General features: G+C 41.1%; 16 protein-coding genes. 12 read left to right on the top strand and 4 right to left on the bottom strand.

From position 1 onward, the window contains the following. Positions 1-112: 112 nt before the first annotated feature. Together DXB52_RS05465 and DXB52_RS05460 are read left to right on the top strand one after the other, a co-directional pair. Positions 113-730 (top strand): sensor histidine kinase, encoded by a 618-nt coding sequence (locus DXB52_RS05465; protein ID WP_118106699.1) that lies wholly within the window; start codon positions 113-115, stop codon positions 728-730. Positions 731-1,051: 321 nt separating this feature from the next. Then, the gene (locus DXB52_RS05460; protein ID WP_118106698.1) at positions 1,052-1,300 is read left to right on the top strand and encodes a transposase; all 249 of its coding nucleotides are present in this window, start codon (positions 1,052-1,054) and stop codon (positions 1,298-1,300) included. A gap of 75 nt (positions 1,301-1,375) precedes the next feature. Here the strand turns inward: DXB52_RS05460 and tnpB are convergent, their stop codons facing one another. The 3 genes from tnpB to DXB52_RS05445 form a co-directional block, all read right to left on the bottom strand. After that, positions 1,376-1,570 (bottom strand): IS66 family insertion sequence element accessory protein TnpB, encoded by a 195-nt coding sequence (gene tnpB / locus DXB52_RS05455; protein WP_226865747.1) that lies wholly within the window; start codon positions 1,568-1,570, stop codon positions 1,376-1,378. A gap of 214 nt (positions 1,571-1,784) precedes the next feature. Further along, positions 1,785-4,562 carry a translation factor GTPase family protein gene (locus DXB52_RS05450; RefSeq protein WP_118106697.1) on the bottom strand — a complete coding sequence of 926 codons (2,778 nt, stop codon included), beginning with the start codon at positions 4,560-4,562 and terminating at the stop codon, positions 1,785-1,787. A 166-nt stretch (positions 4,563-4,728) separates the two neighbouring features. Beyond that, positions 4,729-5,667, bottom strand: coding sequence for a polysaccharide deacetylase family protein (locus tag DXB52_RS05445; protein ID WP_237976331.1), 939 nt, complete (start codon positions 5,665-5,667; stop codon positions 4,729-4,731). Positions 5,668-6,331: 664 nt separating this feature from the next. Here DXB52_RS05445 and prfB point away from each other — a divergent pair. After that, complete coding sequence (gene prfB / locus DXB52_RS05440) at positions 6,332-7,285, top strand: peptide chain release factor 2 (RefSeq protein WP_472519971.1); 954 nt, start codon at positions 6,332-6,334, stop codon at positions 7,283-7,285. After that, a complete protein-coding gene (locus DXB52_RS05435) occupies positions 7,282-8,499 on the top strand; it encodes a homoserine dehydrogenase (protein ID WP_118106696.1) in 1,218 nt (405 codons plus the stop codon). Before prfB ends, DXB52_RS05435 begins: the two co-directional genes overlap by 4 nt. 109 nt (positions 8,500-8,608) lie before the next feature. Here the strand turns inward: DXB52_RS05435 and DXB52_RS05430 are convergent, their stop codons facing one another. After that, positions 8,609-9,094, bottom strand: coding sequence for a CYTH domain-containing protein (locus DXB52_RS05430; RefSeq protein ID WP_118085125.1), 486 nt, complete (start codon positions 9,092-9,094; stop codon positions 8,609-8,611). Positions 9,095-9,474: 380 nt separating this feature from the next. On the opposite strand from DXB52_RS05430, the gene DXB52_RS05425 reads away from it, so the two are divergent. The 8 genes from DXB52_RS05425 (at position 9,475) to DXB52_RS05390 (ending at position 19,096) form a co-directional block, all read left to right on the top strand. Next, a complete protein-coding gene (locus tag DXB52_RS05425; protein WP_117540655.1) occupies positions 9,475-10,026 on the top strand; it encodes a DJ-1 family glyoxalase III in 552 nt (183 codons plus the stop codon). Positions 10,027-10,206: 180 nt separating this feature from the next. Further along, entirely contained in the window at positions 10,207-11,496 is a 1,290-nt protein-coding gene (gene tig, locus DXB52_RS05420; RefSeq protein WP_015529614.1) for a trigger factor, read from the top strand. A gap of 91 nt (positions 11,497-11,587) precedes the next feature. Continuing rightward, entirely contained in the window at positions 11,588-12,169 is a 582-nt protein-coding gene (gene clpP / locus DXB52_RS05415; protein WP_015529615.1) for an ATP-dependent Clp endopeptidase proteolytic subunit ClpP, read from the top strand. A 22-nt stretch (positions 12,170-12,191) separates the two neighbouring features. Then, on the top strand, positions 12,192-13,463 hold the full coding sequence (gene clpX, locus DXB52_RS05410; RefSeq protein ID WP_117540658.1) for an ATP-dependent Clp protease ATP-binding subunit ClpX: 1,272 nt from the start codon (positions 12,192-12,194) through the stop codon (positions 13,461-13,463). A 102-nt stretch (positions 13,464-13,565) separates the two neighbouring features. Then, on the top strand, positions 13,566-15,884 hold the full coding sequence (gene lon / locus DXB52_RS05405; RefSeq protein WP_117836030.1) for an endopeptidase La: 2,319 nt from the start codon (positions 13,566-13,568) through the stop codon (positions 15,882-15,884). Positions 15,885-15,942: 58 nt separating this feature from the next. Continuing rightward, positions 15,943-16,563 (top strand): ribosome biogenesis GTP-binding protein YihA/YsxC, encoded by a 621-nt coding sequence (gene yihA / locus DXB52_RS05400; RefSeq protein WP_117826646.1) that lies wholly within the window; start codon positions 15,943-15,945, stop codon positions 16,561-16,563. Then, on the top strand, positions 16,553-17,677 hold the full coding sequence (gene ytvI, locus DXB52_RS05395; RefSeq protein ID WP_117861004.1) for a sporulation integral membrane protein YtvI: 1,125 nt from the start codon (positions 16,553-16,555) through the stop codon (positions 17,675-17,677). Before yihA ends, ytvI begins: the two co-directional genes overlap by 11 nt. Before the next feature lie 45 nt (positions 17,678-17,722). Beyond that, positions 17,723-19,096 carry an NAD(P)/FAD-dependent oxidoreductase gene (locus tag DXB52_RS05390; RefSeq protein ID WP_117569339.1) on the top strand — a complete coding sequence of 458 codons (1,374 nt, stop codon included), beginning with the start codon at positions 17,723-17,725 and terminating at the stop codon, positions 19,094-19,096. Positions 19,097-19,397: the final 301 nt, after the last annotated feature.

The raw sequence follows: 19,397 nt of genomic DNA, 5'->3' as shown, positions 1-19,397 counted from the left end.
TTGTAATAAATTTTATCAATAAATTTTATCATTATATACATATACCACTATACGCAGAAAAAAAAACGAAGAATTTATTGAACTCCAATTACAATTACAAAAAGAATATGCTATGGCTGAATACAATAAAACTTTGTTTATCCATAATAAAAATCAGCAGATTTTAATTCACGATATACGCAAACACCTAACAGCAATTGCTCAGTTAAATAGACAAAGTAAACACGAAAAAATCCAACAGTATCTAGATACTCTTTTGAATTCTTCTGATCTGCAGGATTCCGTCCGTGTCTCTGACAACGAAATGTTAAATTCAATATTTTGCCACTATATAAAAATATGCCATGACAAACATATTAAATTTAGAGCCGATATTCGGACAAATTTGCTACAAAAACTTAATTTTCCTGAGCTTACTTCCTTATTCTGCAACTTGTTGGATAATGCAGTGGAAGCATGTAATGACATCCCCAACTCATTTATTGAAGTAAGTGTTATACGAAAGAATAATTCTAATCTAACGCTAATTAGCATTATCAACACTTGTAACAATGCTCCTTCTTTTGATGACAATGGCTTTCCTGCTTCTTCAAAAAAAGACAAACAAAAGCATGGATTAGGACTAAAGAGTGTAAACCGCATTGCCAATAAATATAACGGAAGTATTAAGATGTATTATGAAAATCAATCGAAAACTTTCCATACAATTATTCTTCTTAACAATGCATAAATATATACTAGAGAAGCAAATATTTATATCATATTTTCCCTATATTTTTGATTTTAGAAATAATTCTATACATTTTTCAAATATAAACATTAGTTCAACATATTTCCATTTCTGTAAATATTCCTGTGACATAAGACGATTCAGCAGAAATTTGTTCTGATGCCAAAGAATATTCTGCCAGATTGTAGCCATTCTCTCCAGCTACTGACTATGTATCATTTCTCGACTTACTATCAGAGTAAGAATTGTAATGTGAGATATATAAAAGAGTTTCAAAATATTCCGCTACTATACTTGTTTATAGAATAACATTGCAAAAGCGTGATTAAAGCAATAAAGAGTTTTGCTGAAGGATTAAAAAGAGACATAGATGCAGTTGAAAATGCGGTAGCCTATGACTATAGTAATGGTTTTTTAGAAGGGACAAACCGTCGGTTAAAAATGATAAAACGAACAATGTATGGATGTTGCAGAAAACAGTTACTAGAGGCAAAACTAAGATATGTGGGAAAATCTAAAACAGATAATTGCGGAAGAATCGACTTTGAAAGCCACCATTCCGGAGAATGAGAGCCATATATACCGTAAGTACGTAATCATCGGTACCTTGAATTTTAAAAAATGCCGCCCATCGGGCGGCACATTTTATTTCTTCTGTTTGGTTCGAAATTCTTCCGGTAATTCATCCGGAGTATCCGGCCAGTGAAAGGAATCCCTGTCAAGCCTCTTCATCAGAATCCAGAAACCGGATTCATCCCATTGCAGAATTTTAATAGAAGTCCGCCTGCGGTTGCAGAACGCAAACATACAGCGCGAATAGGGATCAAGTTTGAATTTCAGCTTGAATGTTCTTTCAGTCCCCTAATCAGAACACTAAAAAGCTCTGGAGGGCACTCGGCATTACTTCAATCCGAATACTGTACTTGAATGAAATTCACTAATTCTTTCAGACCACAGTGTAACTTTTTCATCTGTTTTCATAATGATACAGTTTCCTTCCTTTGTTATGAAAAGAGTGTATCAGAAAAATATGGGTGCTAACAGATACAGATGATTACCTGCTTACCTTTTCTTTTCCCAAACGGATTTCTTCCATCTGTTTTGCGGTTTCCTCATCAAGATAATCCAGAAGATAATTTTTCAGATTTACCTGCCTGCCCAGATGCTCTCCTCTGAGTTCTTTTAATGCCAACTCAACCTCTTCTTTCAGACCTGGCGCAGACATTCTGTGAGCCCCCTGCCCCATGATGATCACCTGCTCAAGTCCATCTGATGTGGCTACTGTTACATCTGCATTCTTCGCAATCCTGCGGACTGTCTTCTCAATATATTGATCTGCTGTTTCTGCTTCTTTCGTATAGACGATATAAATGTTATGATATTTCATCACTTCACCCGGATTCCCCTCTACTTTATAAGCATCATACACAAGGATCAGGGTACATTTGCGGAATCCCTGATAGTTACTTAGAATATCTGCAAGCTTTCCTCTTGCTGCACCAATATCTCTTTCTGAAAGTTCTTTCAGTTCCTCCCATGAAAAAATTATATTATAACCATCTACCAGAAGGTATTCTTCTGTTCCGGCTTTCGCTCTCCGGCGCGCTTCCCACTTCGGATCCTGGTAAGCGCTTCCCGGCTCTCTTGTCTTTTCCTTTGCCCGGACAGTTACAGGACCTGTAGAACGATTCTTCTTCGGATCCGGTGTACGGACATAGATCGCATCCAACTCTTCCTGTGTCAGTTCAATACTGGAGTGCCTGCGTTTTGGAAGTGTCACCTCCATTACATCCATTTCATCATCATTTCCTGATTCCAATGTATGTTCCATATGCATATATTCTTCAACTTCATCCCAATCTACAACAAATCCTGCTCCATGTGCACAGAACACAGAACCTGTCGGATTCGCCAGATCTGCCTCCGAATCATAGGTTGACTCTGCCAGAACTTCTTCCTGATTATGACAGATATCATAACCTTTCAACGAAACTGCCATTCTTCCACGTCCACCTGTATAGGCAGTGAATTCTTTCTGATATCCACGCATCAGGGACACCGGTGCACTTCCTGTCAGCACTGTTGTCTCTTCTTCTATCATCGGTGTTCCGAATTTTCCGGACATATTTTGGATATCTGTCATAGCTCGTCCTACATTTTCTGATGGAAGTTCCATTCGGAATTCATAATATGGCTCCAGAAGAATACTGTCTGCTTTCTTTAATCCCTGACGCACTGCACGATAAGTTGCCTGACGAAAATCTCCGCCTTCCGTATGTTTCTGATGTGCACGTCCAGAAGTCAGCGTAATCTTCATATCCGTGATTGGTGAACCTGTCAGCACACCTTTGTGTTCCTTCTCTTCCAGATGTGTCAGAACAAGCCGCTGCCAGTTTCTGTCCAGAATATCTTCACTGCACTCTGCTGCAAACTGCATTCCGGATCCACGTTCTCCCGGTTCTAGGCGCAGATGCACTTCTGCATAATGACGTAATGGTTCAAAGTGTCCCACACCTTCTACCGGTGCTGTGATTGTCTCTTTGTAAACAATACTTCCTTCACTGAATTCTACCAGCACACCAAAACGTTCCTTTATCATCCGCTGTAAAATCTCAATCTGCACATCTCCCATCAACTGTACATGAATCTCAGAAGTCTGTTCTTCCCATACAATATGAAGTTCTGGTTCTTCTTCCTCTAAAATCTTTAGGTTCAAAAGCATCTTATGTACATCACAGTCATCCGGAAGAAGGATCTGGTATGTCAACACCGGCTCTAATACTGGTAAATCTGACTCTTCTTCTGCTCCGATTCCCTGCCCGGGTCTTGTATTTTCCAATCCTGTCACTGCACATACTCTTCCGGCTTCTACTTCCTGGACAGCCTCAAATTTCTCACCGGAGTAGATCCGGATCTGATTGATCTTTTCATTCAGTCCTTCCACTACATCTTTTACTTTCAGTCTTCCACCTGTCACTTTCAGATAGGTCAGACGGTTTCCCTGATTATCCCTTGCAATCTTATAAACCTTTGCCCCAAACTCTGCCGGATAAGTCTTATCTTTTATATACAGATCAAGTCCATCCAAAAGTTCTTCCACGCCTTGAGAATGTAGTGCCGAACCAAAATAACATGGAAACACCTGGCGGTCTGCAACCGCTTTTTGTACTTTATCCAAAGAGATTCTTCCCTCTTCCAGATATTCTTCCATCATATCATCTTCACAGACAGCCAGCTCTTCCAGCACCTCTTCCACTGCGCTCTCTTTCGTATGTAAATATACTTTTCCACCCGGGCAGTCAGATTCTGTCATGATATCCACAAATGGAACGACATTTTCCCCAAAACGCTTGCGAAGTTCTTTCAGAAGTTTTTCACCATCCGTTCCTTCCTGATCCATTTTATTCACAAAAAGAAAGGTCGGAATCTGATATCTTTTTAATAACTTCCATAATGTCTGTGTATGTCCTTGCACACCATCTGCTCCACTGACAACAAGCACCGCGCAATCCAGAACCTGCAGAACGCGTTCCATCTCCGCAGAAAAGTCCACATGTCCCGGTGTATCAAGAAGTGTGATTGTGCGATCCTTCCACCGGAATACTGCCTGCTTGGAAAAAATAGTGATCCCACGTTCTCTTTCCATCTGATCTGTATCTAGAAACGCATCTTTATGATCCACTCTGCCAATCTTCCTGATTGCTCCGGCATGATAGAGCATGCTTTCTGACAGTGTCGTCTTTCCGGCATCCACATGCGCTACAATACCTATATTTATATATCTGTCCGGCTTATTTTCTGAGTTATTCCCCATAAAATCTGCCCCTTTCATTGTTTTCTCGTTTTCGGTGTTCGGCGTGTCAATAAGTATAAATTGCTTATTTGTGCAAGCACAAACGCAATTTATACTTTTGACACTTACATCATATCATAAGAAAGAAAAGGAGTCGACTGCTCTTCTTTACAGCCAACTCCTGCTTTTCTTTCTCTGTTATCTTCTAATTATTCACTGAATGATGCACAACCAGGCTTTCCCGATCGATTGCCTTAAAAGAATATCCCAGATTTTTATAGTACTCCATTACCGTCGGAAGTGCCTGAATGGTAGACTCCTTCGCCTCTGTGTCATGGAACAGGAGCATTACTTTGGTATACTCATCCGTTTCTGACTGTGCGATGATCTGATCTGCCGTAACCGTTCCTCCATCTCCACTGCTCACATTCCAGTCATAATACTGGTATCCCTTATCCAACACCTGCTGTGTCAGCTGTGTCATAATTCCTGCCGAGTATTTTTTTGAAATAGAATTCGATGCGCCTCCCGGAAAACGGATAAAGCATGGAACAAATCCAAGCTGTTCTTTTGCCACCTCTCCTATTTTCTCAAGATCATCAAAATAAGCATCCACAGATGCATAGACCTGATCATATTCATGAGTGTAACTGTGAAGTCCAACTGTATGTCCCTCATCATAAACCTTCTTGATCATAGGGAAATAATCCGGCTGCTGGGCAGTAATGAAAAAGGTTGCTTTCGCATCATACTGATCCAGAATATCAAGCACACGCTGCGTATTTGCAGACGGTCCATCATCAAATGTCAGATAAACGACTTTCTCATCATCCTGCGGATCCATGGTTCCAACTGCAACTCCCGGCTGCAGAGACATGGACTTATCTCTTTCTGCCTTTGCTGCCTCTTCTGCTTTTTTCGCTTCTTCTTCAGCTTTTTTCTTCTCTTGTGCTTCTTTCTCTTTCTGCATTTCTACCTGACGTAAAGCTGCTACTTCCCGCGCATTTGCCACCATACATACACCTGTTCCGACAATTGCAAAAAACACAAGTCCTACCAGTATGTTGAAATAAATATTGTTCTCCTGCCGCATTCTTTTGTAACTGTGCATGACACTCACCATTGTATCTTTTATCTTTATCAAAATTTTCTTTATCTTTTGCTGCATTCTTTCTCCCATTCCCTCTGCATTACTGTAAACAACGCTCTTTTTCTTACGAATATTGCTGACATCATCATTTCCGGCATCTTTGGCATACAATATCCATATGATTATATTTATTATAGACCATATATCTTAAATATATAGTAATGATTCATTAAGAATTATTCGAAAAATATTACATTTCTGTTACTTACTATCCTGTACTACTGTTCACACTACCACGAGATCAACAATGAATCCCTTTCATCTGCATTTGACCATTTTCTTTACAAGTGTTAAAATAATTTGTAACTGTTCAGAGCCAAGCAAAATTTCATAAAACAGCTATAAAATGCTTGCATTTTTAAGACTGTTTTTGAAATTTTATTTGGCGGATACGCCACACCGACGAAATGCGTAGCATTTTGGAGGTTGGCTCTGAACAGTTACAATAATTTAAAGTATATATATGAAAGAGGTGATTAAGGTGGTTTTACTGGATGAACTGAAGTCAAGACTGACTGCATATGAAGAACCGCTGAAAGATTTGAGGGATTCACTTTGACCTCGCTTCAAAGAAGCTTAGGATCGAAGAATTAGAAAAGAGACTGGAGGAACCAGGATTCTGGGATGACCCGGAGATTTCCCAGCATGTAATGAAAGAATTGAAAGGCCTCAGGATTCTGTAAAAGAGATTGAAAAATTATTTACAGATTATGAAGATATGCTTCTTCTGATTGAAATGAGTGCAGGAGAAGACGAGGAGCAGGAAGCCGCAGAAGAGATTGAAGAGGAACTTGGAACATTTGAGGAAGTCTTTGAGAAACTGCGAATCAGCACACTTCTGATCGGATCGTATGATGCAGATAATGCAATCGTGACACTTCATGCAGGTGCAGGCGGTACAGAGGCAATGGACTGGACAAGCATGCTCTATCGTATGTACAGCCGCTGGGCTGAAAAGAGAGGATATGAAGTCGAGGTGCTGGACTATCTGGAAGGAGATGTAGCAGGTATCAAGGGAGTTACTTTTGAGGTCAAGGGAGAAAACGCTTATGGTTATCTCCGTTCCGAGAAAGGTGTACATCGTCTGGTACGTATTTCTCCATTTAATGCAAATGGAAAGCGACAGACGTCATTTGCATCCTGTGATGTAATTCCGGATATTGAAGAAGATATCGATATCGAGATCAATGACGATGATATCCGTGTCGATACTTATCGTTCCAGTGGTGCCGGCGGACAGCACATCAATAAGACGTCATCTGCAATCCGAATCACACATCTTCCGACAGGAATTGTGGTTCAGTGTCAGAATGAACGTTCCCAGCACATGAATAAAGATAAGGCAATGCAGATGTTGAAATCCAAACTGTATGTACTCAAACAGCAGGAACAGGCAGAGAAGATGTCAGACATCCGCGGAGAGGTTAGAGATATTAATTTCGGAAATCAGATCCGTTCTTATGTCATGCAGCCATATACACTTGTCAAGGATCACAGAACAAACGCAGAAATCAGCAATGTAGGTGCAGTAATGGATGGAAATATTGATCCTTTTATTAACGCATATTTGAGCATGGATGCAGAAGCACAGAAAGGAAAAAAAGCAGAATGATAAATGTAGCAGTAATGGGATACGGTACAGTAGGATCAGGAGTTGTAGAGGTCCTTAGAACCAATGGTGAACTCATCAATGAAAGAGCTCAGGATGTGATAAATGTAAAATACGTTCTGGATCTCAGAGATTTTCCGGGCGATCCGGTAGAAGAGATTCTGACACATGATTTTGAGACAATCGTAAATGATGCAGAAGTAGATATTGTTGTTGAGACAATGGGAGGCGTAGAGCCGGCATATACATTTGTAAAACGTTGTCTGGAAGCAGGTAAGAACGTCGCTACATCCAACAAAGCTCTGGTAGCAAAACATGGAGCAGAACTTCTTGAGATTGCTCGTAACAGAAGTATCAATTTTATGTTTGAAGCAAGTGTTGGTGGGGGTATCCCAATCATTCGTGCACTGAATTCCTCTCTGACAGCAGATAGAATCGACGAAGTGACGGGAATTCTGAATGGAACAACAAACTATATGCTGACAAAGATGTTCTTTGAGAGTGCTGATTATGATGAGGTGCTCAAAGAGGCGCAGGAGAAAGGATACGCGGAGCGTAATCCGGAAGCAGATGTCGAGGGACATGATGCGTGTAGAAAGATTGCGATTCTGACATCCCTGATCGCGGGACAACATGTGGATTTCGAGACAATCCATACAGAAGGAATCACAAAGATCACAACGGAAGATATGAAATATGCTAAGAAGATGGATATGGCGATTAAACTACTCGCGTCCAGCAAGAGAGAAGGAGACTCCTTCTCAGCAATCGTTGCACCGATGCTTCTTTCCAAGAATCATCCGCTGTGTAATGTGAATAATGTATTTAATGCAGTTTTTGTTCGTGGAAATATGCTTGGTGATGCAATGTTCTACGGAAGTGGAGCAGGTAAGCTCCCGACAGCAAGTGCTGTAGTTGCAGATGTTGTAGATGCCGCAAAGCACCTTCACAGAACTGTTGTAACAAGATGGGAGAGTAAGACACTCGAACTTGTTCCGAATGCGGATGCGAAGAGAAGATTCTTCGTCAGAATTAATGGAGAAGAATCTGCACTCAAATCCCGTGTGGACGAAGTGTTCGGACAAGCTGAAGTTGTCAAAGTAGATGATGTCAAGGGAGAATTTGCTGTTATCACGGGTGAGATGACCGAGGCGGAGTATGCGCAGAAAGCAGAAGAGATGCCAGAAGTTGTGAAGATGATCCGTATGGCAGATTAATTTGTATTTGCTACATTGGATTCTGAAAGATGAAAATAAAAAAGGAAAACTATCGACTACGATAATAATACAAACAAGGGTTGAATTATTGTAGACGATAGTTTTCCTTTTATAATTTGCTCAGTGTACTGTTATGGTACGCAGAACTGAAGGTGACGTCCTTTCCCAGCCATTGAGGTGTGGGATAGGTGTTAGCTGTTTCTTCGTCTGGAAATTCAATTTCGGCGAGAATCAGTGGAGCAAGGTCATCATGGAAGATATCTAATTCAAGAAAAAGCGGAGTGGAACAGAAAGCTGCATTTTCAGGACAGATACAATTCATGGGAATGATGTAGCGTGTTTTATGAATGATGCGCCCGTCAACTTTCTCTCTCAGATGATCATAACTTTCCTTTGTGAGAGGAAGATTATATTCTTCACGAGCCATAAGCCCTTTAGACTTGTAGGTGAGAATATAATCGTCATCTTCTCTGCGTATCCTTACGACAGGAGCAGTGCATAAGTAGCCTTGCTCCAGTTCTTTGTGAGGATAATCGAAAGGAGAAAATGGCAACTCCTCAAGTTTTTGTATTAAAAATTTGCGTTCTATTTCCATAGCTAAATATTCCTCCTGATGTCGAATGTTTATACTATAATAATATGAAGTGAGTGTCAAAAGTAAATTTTGCCACTCACTGATGTAACCGGATTGCTCCATTGCTATGCAATTCCCACAATCCTCGAACACCTCAAACTTCCATAAAATGGCGTGTTCACACCATTTTATTCCGTTTCGGTGTTCGGCGTGTCAATAAGTATAAATTGCTTATTTGTGCGAGCACAAACGCAATTTATACTTTTGACACTTACATCATAATACGTGAAATATAAAAAGGCAATGGTGAGATGAGTACTATCTTGACTTGACGAACAACTTATCTACGCAGTAAAATAAAATCGTTGTTGAGATATCATCAGAAAGCGAGGAAGCATTGGATGAAAAAAGTAGTTGTATTTTTAGCAGACGGTTTTGAAGAAGTAGAAGGTTTAACTGTAGTGGATCTGTTAAGAAGAGCAGGAGCGGTTGTAGAGACAGTTTCTGTTATGGGAAAACTGCAGATTGACGGAGCACATGGAATACAGGTGGAAGCGGATGAATTGTTTGAGAAAGCATTTTTTGATGACGCAGAACTTCTTGTACTTCCGGGAGGTATGCCGGGAACATTGCATCTGAAAGCGCATAAAGGATTGGCAGATCTGCTTTGTGAATTCAACGAAAATGGAAGGGAAATTGCAGCAATCTGTGCTGCTCCGACAGTACTTGGAGCACTGGGACTGTTGAAGGAGAAAGCAGCATGCTGTTATCCGGGGATGGAAGAACAGCTGAATTGTAAAGAAGCAAAGTTCTGTTCCTTTGTTACAGATGGAAATATCACAACAAGCCGTGGTGTGGGAACAGCGATACCATTCGCGTTGGAACTGATCCGTCAGCTTTTTGGCAATGAGAAAGCTTCTGAAATAGCAGAATCTATTGTATATAAGGAATAAAATTAGAAAAAGTAGTCAGAAAAATGTAAAAAAACATGTAAAAGATATAGGAAAGTGGAAAAAACACTGGAAATATGAGACTTTATATGCTATACTGTCTCAATGACTGCGAATGTATACTTTTAAGAAATTAATTCGTTCGATAAGTAAAGAATTTGCTTATAAACAAGGAGGAAGAAAATGAGTTTACAGGTAGAAAAATTAGAGCATAATATGGCAAAGCTGACAATCGAAGTTTCAGCTGAAGAAGTAGAGAAGGCACTGCAGGCAGCTTACTTAAAAGAGCGCAGCAAAATCAGCCTTCCAGGATTCCGTAAAGGAAAAGTTCCGCGTCAGATGATCGAGAAGATGTACGGACCGGAAGTATTTTATGATGAGGCAGCAAACCGCATGATCTCTGAAGCATATGCAAAAGCATATGATGAGAGTGAACTTGAGATTGCTTCCCAGCCGACAATTGATATCGTTCAGCTTGAGAAGGGAAAACCATTCATCTTCACAGCAGAAGTTGCAGTTAAACCGGAAGTTAAACTTGGAGAGTACAAAGGACTTAAAGTTGACAAATACTCTACAAGAGTAACACAGAAGGAAGTTGACGAGGAAATTGAGAAAGTTCGTGAACAGCACGCAAGAATCGTTGAGGTTACAGACAGAGCTGTAGCAGATAAAGATGATGTCACACTTGATTTTGAAGGATTCGTTGATGGTGTTGCATTCGAAGGCGGAAAAGGTGAGAACTATCCGCTGACAATCGGATCCGGATCTTTTATTCCGGGATTTGAGGAGCAGCTGATCGGAGCTGAACTTGAGAAAGAAGTAGAAGTTAAGGTTACATTCCCAGAAGATTATCACTCAGAAGATCTGAAGGGTAAAGAAGCTGTATTCAAATGTACAGTACATGCAATCAGAGCCAAAGAGCTTCCGGAAGTAGATGATGAGTTCGCATCTGACGTTTCCGAGAAGGCTGAGACACTTGATGCTTACAGAGCAGAAGTAAAGGCTCAGATCAAAGAGCGTAAAGAGAACGAAGGAAAGGCTAAGAAAGAAGATCAGGCTGTAGAGCAGGCAGTTGCTAATGCAGAGATCGATCTTCCAGAACCAATGGTTGACCTTCAGGCTAAGCAGATGGCTGATGATTTTGCACGCCGCATTATGCAGCAGGGACTCAGCGTAGAGCAGTACTTCCAGTTCACAGGTCTCTCAGAAGAGAAGATGATGGAAGAGCTTAAGCCACAGGCTGAGAAGAGAATCAGAACAAGACTTGTTCTTGAAGCAATCGTAGCAGCAGAGAATATTGAAGTATCTGATGAGCGTCTTGATGAAGAGTTAGCTAAGATGGCTGAGTCTTACAAGATGGAAGTTGAGAAGCTGAAAGAGTTCATGGGTGAGAACGAGAAGAAGCAGATGAAAGAGGATATTGCAGTACAGGATGCAGTTACTCTGATCGTTGATGCATCTGTAGAAGGCTAATCATTTATTGGATTTCTTGAGAGGGTGCGCCTGTATATCAGGTGTGCCTTTTCTCTTTAGCGACAATCATATAGAAAAGGAAGGATAGCATATGAGTTTAGTACCTTATGTCATTGAGCAGACAAGCCGCGGAGAGCGTTCCTATGATATTTATTCAAGACTTTTAAAGGAGCGTATCATTTTCCTCGGAGAAGAAGTAAATGATGTGTCAGCAAGCGTGATCGTTGCACAGCTTCTGTTCTTGGAGGCAGACGATCCGGATAAGGATATCCAGCTGTATATTAACAGCCCGGGAGGATCTGTAACAGCAGGTCTGGCAATCTACGATACAATGCAGTACATCAAGTGTGATGTTTCAACAGTATGTATCGGTATGGCAGCCAGCATGGGCGCATTCCTGCTTTCCGGTGGAAAGAAAGGAAAGAGATTTGCCCTTCCAAATGCTGAAATCATGATTCATCAGCCATCCGGTGGTGCACAGGGACAGGCAACAGAGATTCAGATTGCAGCAGAACATATTCTTCGTACAAAGAAGAAATTGAATGAGATCCTGGCAGCAAATACAGGAAAGCCGCTGGAAGTGATCCAGCAGGATACAGAGCGTGACAATTTCATGTCTGCAGAAGAGGCGAAAGAGTACGGTCTGATCGACGAAGTAATAGTAAACCATTAATTGGTTATTGAGGTGACAGAATATGGCAGGAAAAAAGACTGAGGATATCGTAAGATGCTCGTTTTGTAATAAGACACAGTCCCAGGTTCGTAAGATGATCGCAGGACCGAACGGAACCTATATCTGTGATGACTGTGTTGCTATTTGTACCGAGATTATTGAGGAAGAATTAGATTTTAATGACAGAGCTGCACTTGACGATATTAATCTCCTGACACCGGAAGAGATGAAAGCTTTTTTGGACGAATATGTGATTGGACAGGATGAGGCGAAGAAAGTTCTTTCTGTTGCAGTTTACAATCATTATAAGAGAATTCTGGCAGAACAGGATCTTGGAGTAGAACTTCAGAAGAGTAATATCCTGATGCTTGGACCAACAGGATGTGGTAAGACACTTCTGGCACAGACACTTGCGAAAGTGCTGAATGTTCCATTTGCAATCGCAGATGCTACAGCACTGACAGAGGCAGGATATGTAGGAGAGGACGTTGAAAATATTCTCCTTAAGGTGATTCAGGCAGCAGACGGAGACATCGAGCGTGCAGAACACGGAATCATTTACATTGATGAGATTGATAAGATCACAAGAAAATCAGAAAATCCATCCATTACACGAGATGTTTCCGGAGAAGGTGTTCAGCAGGCACTTTTGAAAATCATCGAAGGAACAGTTGCGTCTGTTCCACCGCAGGGCGGAAGAAAGCATCCACATCAGGAGTTGATCCAGATTGATACAACGAACATCTTATTTATCTGTGGTGGTGCTTTTGAAGGAATCGATAAGATCATTGAGACAAGAATTGATAGAAAATCAATCGGATTCAATGCAGAGATCGCATCAAAACATGAGTACGATATGGATGTACTTCTTCAGGAAGCACTTCCGCAGGATCTTGTAAAGTTTGGTCTGATCCCTGAGCTGGTCGGAAGACTTCCGGTGACAGTATCATTGGATCTTCTGGATAAGGATGCATTGATCCGCATTCTTACAGAGCCAAAAAGTGCGATCGTAAAACAGTATCAGAAACTTTTGGAGCTGGATGGCGTGAAGCTTGAATTTGATAAAGATGCTCTGTTAGAAATAGCAGAGACAACATTGAAGCGTAAGACAGGTGCGAGAGGTCTCCGTGCGATCATGGAGAATATCATGATGGATACGATGTTTACAGTACCGTCAGATAAGACAATCAAGGAATGTCGCATTACGAAGGAAGCGGTTCTTGGATTGGAAGAACCGAAGTATACTCGTGATGGTGAGGATAGAAAATCATTCCTGACATCTGAGAGCAAATAGTAACTGGATACAGGAATCCTGCAAACAGTTGCGGAGTATAAAACGAGGCGGGAGTGATGGGATATCCATCCTACCCGCCTTTTCTAACGAGGAGGAATTGAATTGGACAACGAGACAAGAAGTCTCCCTATGGTTGCCTTAAGAGGATTAACAATCATGCCGGAGATGATCGTTCATTTTGATGTGAGCAGAGAACGCTCCATCGCTGCAATTCAACAGGCAATGGTTGAAGAGCAGGAGATATTTCTGGTTGCCCAGAAATCAATAGAGACAGAGAACCCCGGACAGGACGATGTCTATGAGATTGGAACAGTTGCATCTGTGAAGCAGCTGATCAAGCTGTCAAAGAAAGTTGTAAGGGTTCTCGTGGAAGGAAAGAACCGTGCGGTTCTTAAGAAAATTGAAGAGACAGATCCTTATCTTCGTGCAGAAGTAGAAGTTCTGGAAGAACAGGAGATCACGATTCCGGATGATCTGAATGCGGAAGCAATGATGCGCGGATTGAAGGAGATTATTACAGAATATGCAGCAAAGAATGGAAAGATTTCCAAAGAATCTGTTGCAGAATTTCTCGATATTACTGATTTAAAACGTCTGGTAAATGAAGTGGCTGCGAATATTCCATTGAAGTACAAGGATCAGCAGGAACTTCTGGAAGAACTGGATTTCTGGAGTAGATATGAGAAATTATCATTGAAGCTTGTGAATGAGATGCAGATCATGGAGATCAAAGAAGAACTCCAAAGGAAAGTAAAAAATAAAGTAGATAAGCATCAAAAAGAATATCTTTTAAGAGAACAGCTGAAGGTGATTCGCGAGGAATTAGGTGAGGATACTACATTTTCAGATGCAGATGAGTTCGAAGAAGCATGTAGCAAATTAGATGCACCAGAAGAGGTAAAAGAAAAGCTTCATAAGGAAATTGGACGGTTTAAGAACACGATCGGTTCTCAGGCAGAAAATGGAGTGATCCGTACTTATATTGAGACAATCCTGGAGATGCCGTGGAATAAACGTGCCGAAGATAATACAGATATCAACTATGCAAAAGAGGTTTTAGAGGCAGATCATTATGGATTGGAACAGGTGAAAGAAAGAATCCTGGAATTCCTGGCTGTCAGAACACTGACACAGAAGGGGGAAAGCCCGATCCTTTGTCTGGTGGGACCTCCGGGAACAGGTAAAACTTCTATTGCGAAGTCTTTGGCTCGTTCTCTTAAGAAACCGTTTGTGCGCATTTCTTTAGGAGGAGTACGTGACGAAGCTGAGATTCGCGGTCACCGCAAGACTTATGTAGGGGCAATGCCTGGAAGAATTGCAAATGGAATCCGTACAGCAGGTGTGAAGAATCCGGTACTCCTTCTGGATGAGATTGACAAAGTAAGTACAGACTATAAAGGGGATACGTTCTCTGCACTTCTTGAAGTACTGGATAGTGAGCAGAACAGCAAGTTCCGTGACCATTATCTGGAAGTGCCGCTCGATCTGTCAGAGGTTACATTTATTACAACAGCGAATACCTTACAGACGATTCCAAGACCACTCCTGGACAGAATGGAGATCATCGAGATTACAAGTTATACAGAAAACGAGAAACTTCATATTGCAATAGAACATCTGATTCCAAAGCAGCTGGAAAAGCATGGGATTACAGCCGAACAGCTCAGCTTTAGCAAGAAAGCAATTTGGAAAATCGCACATAACTATACGAAAGAAGCAGGTGTTCGTCAGTTAGAACGTGAAATCGGAAATATTTGCCGTAAGGCGGCGAAAGAGCTTCTTACAACCGAGAAAGAGAAGATTACTGTGACAGATAGAAATCTTCATAAATTCCTTGGAAAAGAGAAATATTCTTATCAGATGGCAAATGCAGCACCGGAGGTCGGTATCGTACGTGGACTTGCATGGACAAGCGTCGGAGGAGATACGCTTCAGATTGAGGTAAACGTAATGCCGGGCAAGGGAGAAATCATGCTGACAGGACAGCTTGGAGATGTAATGAAAGAGTCCGCCCGTGCCGGAATCAGTTATATTCGATCTGTAAGCAAAAAATATGCAATCGCAGAAGATTTCTTCGAGAAGCATGATATTCATGTGCACATTCCGGAAGGTGCAGTTCCGAAAGACGGACCATCAGCCGGAATCACAATGGCGACAGCAATGCTTTCTGCTGTGACAGGCAAGAAAGTTCGCGCAGATCTTGCAATGACAGGAGAAATCACCTTGAGAGGTCGTGTGCTTCCAATTGGAGGATTGAAAGAAAAACTTCTTGCTGCTAAGAATGCCGGAATACAGACCGTGCTTATTCCAAAAGAGAACACAGCAGATGTGGAAGAACTTTCTTCTGAAATTACAAAAGGATTGGAAATCATTCCGGTTGAGACAATGGAAGAAGTCTTAAAGAAATCACTGACAAGATAAAAAGATTGCTTCTGAGAGCATATTGCAATAGAATAGAAAGAAAGGAGGAGTAAACGACATGGTCATTAAAAATATAAATCTGGAAACGGTTTGTGGAATCACAAGTGTTCTTCCGGAAAATGATAAGCCTGAGATTGCATTTGCAGGAAAATCAAATGTCGGAAAATCATCACTGATCAATGCACTGATGAACCGTAAGTCTTATGCAAGAATTTCAGCAACACCGGGAAAGACACAGACAATCAATTTCTATACGATTAATGAGGAAATGTATCTGGTCGACCTTCCGGGATATGGATACGCAAAGGTTTCCGAGCAGGAAAAGATTCAGTGGGGAAAACTGATTGAGCGTTATCTGCATACATCCAAGCAGCTTAAGGCGGTATTTCTTTTGATCGATATCCGTCACGATCCGTCTGCGAATGATAAAATGATGTATCAGTGGATCCTGGATCAGGGATATCAGCCAATCATTATCGCAACAAAGCTTGATAAGATCAAACGCAGTCAGGTACAGAAGCATATTAAAATGCTGAAGACAGGTCTGCAGCTTGTTCCTGGAACAAAAGTAATTCCATTCTCATCCCAGACAAAACAGGGAAGAGATGAGATTTGGAAATTGATTGAGACAGAATATCTCGGATATGGAAATGACGAGGGGGCAGAGGATGACAAATAAGCGTCCATACTGGCAAGTTGCCGTAAGCTTGCTTTTCAGCATAGCAGCAACAGTTGGATTTGTACTGATCGGATGGAAATTACTTGGATTTCTCATGCCGTTTGTGGTTGGATGGATCATTGCATCCATCGCCACACCGGTTGTTAACTGGTTAGAAAAACGTCTGAAGATCAGGAAAAAATTAGGATCTGCATTGATCATTATCGGAGTCCTGGCGTTGATGGGGACGCTGGGTTACTTTGCTGTCAGTTGGCTGGTTTCAGAAGTCAGCAGTCTGATCAAAGACTTTCCGGAAATGTATGTGCAGCTCGAAAAAGGACTCCATCAAATTGGAATTTCTATGTCCGGAATTTTTAGCAAACTGCCGGATGGAATCCAGAATGGATGGACGACAACTGTTGCGAATCTGGATGACACGATGGGGAGTCTGATGTCAAAAATCAGTGAGCCAACGGTAAGTGCCGCAGGAAATATCGCAAAGCGTGTGCCGAGTTATCTGGTATCAACAATCGTTGCGGTTATGTCTTCCTATTTCTTTATCTCAGAGCGAGAAGAAGTTGTGACATGGGTCAAACAGATTGCGCCAAAGTCAGTAACTGAACGAATGATTATGGTGATAGATAACCTGAAATATGCGGTTGGTGGATATTTCAAAGCACAGTTTAAGATCATGGGAATTATATTTCTGATTTTGGTTGTAGGACTTGGTTTTTTGAAAGTTCATTACTTTGTATTGTCTGCATTTTTGATCGCATTTCTAGATTTCCTACCATTTTTTGGAACAGGAACTGCGATGATTCCGTGGGCGATATATGCGGTCTTTATGGGAGATTATAAGCGTGCTGTGGTACTTGTTGTGATTTACGCGATCACACAGATCGTCAGACAGTTGATTCAGCCGAAACTTGTCGGAGACAGTGTTGGTCTGAATCCACTGGTTACATTACTTTTAATTTATATTGGATATCGAATTGGTGGTGTGATCTGGATGATACTTGCCGTTCCTGTTGGAATGGTCCTCATAAACATGTGTCAGGCAGGTGCATTTGATTATATTTTTGATGATATAAAGATTCTTATTATCGGAATTCTGAAATTAAGAGATGAAGAGTAATGTAACTAAAAGATGGAAAGAAAGTAATTGAAAGGAGAAAAATATATGAGCAATTATGATGTAATTATTATCGGTGCAGGACCTGGGGGAATCTTTGCAGCTTATGAGCTGGCAGAGAAAGCACCGGAATTGAAGGTGGCGGTATTTGAAGCCGGCAATCCACTGGAGAAGAGAAAATGCCCGATCGATGGAAAGAAGATTAAGAGCTGCGTGAACTGCAAGACATGCGCGATTATGAGTGGATTCGGTGGAGCAGGAGCATTTTCAGATGGAAAATACAATATCACAAATAATTTTGGTGGAACATTGTATGAGTATATCGGTAAAGAGACAGCAATCGATTTAATGAATTACGTAGATGAGATCAATGTGAAATTCGGTGGTGAGGGTACAAAAATGTATTCCACATCAGGAACACATATTAAGAAACTCTGTATGCAGAATAAGCTGAATCTTTTGGATGCATCTGTTCGTCATCTTGGAACAGATATCAACTATGTTGTTCTTGAGAATCTCTATGCAAAGCTGAAAGATACTGTAGAGTTTCGTTTTAACTGTCATGTAGATGATGTGGAAGCGGTTGACGGCGGATATCGCGTGATTACAAAAGATGGCGTAGATGAATGTAAGAAATGTATCGTTTCTGTAGGAAGAAGCGGAAGTAAATGGATGGAGAAAGTGTGTGAGAATCTTGACATCACAACAAAATCCAACCGTGTAGATATCGGAGTCCGTGTGGAACTTCCGGCAGTTATTTTCTCACATCTTACAGATGAACTGTATGAAAGTAAGATTGTCTACAGAACAGAGAAGTTTGAAGATAAAGTCAGAACATTCTGTATGAATCCGAATGGAATCGTTGTAAATGAGAATACAAACGGAATCGTTACAGTAAACGGACATAGCTATGAAGATCCGGCAAAGCAGACAGAGAATACAAACTTTGCGCTTCTTGTTGAGAAACATTTCTCAGAGCCGTTCAAAGACAGTAACGGATATGGTGAAAGTATTGCGCGCCTGTCTAATATGCTTGGCGGTGGTGTTCTTGTACAGCGTTTTGGTGATCTGATTCGAGGAAGAAGAAGTACACCGGCACGTATTGCAGAGAGTTTTCTGACACCGACACTTTCCGCAGAACCGGGAGACTTAAGTCTTGTATTGCCGAAACGTATTCTTGATGGAATCATTGAGATGATCTACGCTTTGGATAAGATCGCACCTGGAACAGCAAATGATGATACACTGCTCTACGGTGTAGAAGTTAAGTTCTACAATATGGAAGTGAAACTGGATGAACATCTTGAAACAAAACACAAGGGCCTGTATGTGATCGGAGACGGAAGTGGAGTGACACATTCGTTGTCCCACGCATCAGCAAGTGGTGTATTCGTAGCGAGAGAGATTGCGGAAGAAGTATGAATTGCTAGAAGTTAATAGTTAAAATAAAGGGAAGTTTTTCATTTGCAGAAATTACACAAAGTGAGCTGGTGTATTGCAGGTGAAAAACTTTTCTTTTTACTTATGTATGAAAATAAAAAGCTTGCGTTTCTGTTGTTTTCGCAAATGAAACAGTTGGATTTTGTTGATTCTTGATTGAAGTGTGTTGAGATTTATTGGAATCTCCTTGACAGAAAGGCATATAGATAGTATTATTTATAGTAAGAGAGTTTATGGCTGAGACTGGGTTGCTGGTCACATCGTGTGAACAGTAACGAGACTG

Source organism: Ruminococcus sp. OM04-4AA (assembly GCF_003462585.1).
Lineage (GTDB): Bacteria > Bacillota > Clostridia > Lachnospirales > Lachnospiraceae > Mediterraneibacter > Mediterraneibacter faecis.
This window is presented reverse-complemented; position numbering and strand designations above follow the sequence as displayed.

Coding starts and splice junctions, on each gene's coding strand:
- DXB52_RS05465 (WP_118106699.1), top strand. CDS start 113: ATGGCTGAATACAATAAAACTTTGTTTATCCATAATAAAAATCAGCAG.
- DXB52_RS05450 (WP_118106697.1), bottom strand. CDS start 4,562: ATGAAAGGGGCAGATTTTATGGGGAATAACTCAGAAAATAAGCCGGAC.
- DXB52_RS05435 (WP_118106696.1), top strand. CDS start 7,282: ATGATAAATGTAGCAGTAATGGGATACGGTACAGTAGGATCAGGAGTT.
- DXB52_RS05430 (WP_118085125.1), bottom strand. CDS start 9,094: ATGGAAATAGAACGCAAATTTTTAATACAAAAACTTGAGGAGTTGCCA.
- DXB52_RS05425 (WP_117540655.1), top strand. CDS start 9,475: ATGAAAAAAGTAGTTGTATTTTTAGCAGACGGTTTTGAAGAAGTAGAA.
- tig (WP_015529614.1), top strand. CDS start 10,207: ATGAGTTTACAGGTAGAAAAATTAGAGCATAATATGGCAAAGCTGACA.
- clpP (WP_015529615.1), top strand. CDS start 11,588: ATGAGTTTAGTACCTTATGTCATTGAGCAGACAAGCCGCGGAGAGCGT.
- clpX (WP_117540658.1), top strand. CDS start 12,192: ATGGCAGGAAAAAAGACTGAGGATATCGTAAGATGCTCGTTTTGTAAT.
- yihA (WP_117826646.1), top strand. CDS start 15,943: ATGGTCATTAAAAATATAAATCTGGAAACGGTTTGTGGAATCACAAGT.
- ytvI (WP_117861004.1), top strand. CDS start 16,553: ATGACAAATAAGCGTCCATACTGGCAAGTTGCCGTAAGCTTGCTTTTC.
- DXB52_RS05390 (WP_117569339.1), top strand. CDS start 17,723: ATGAGCAATTATGATGTAATTATTATCGGTGCAGGACCTGGGGGAATC.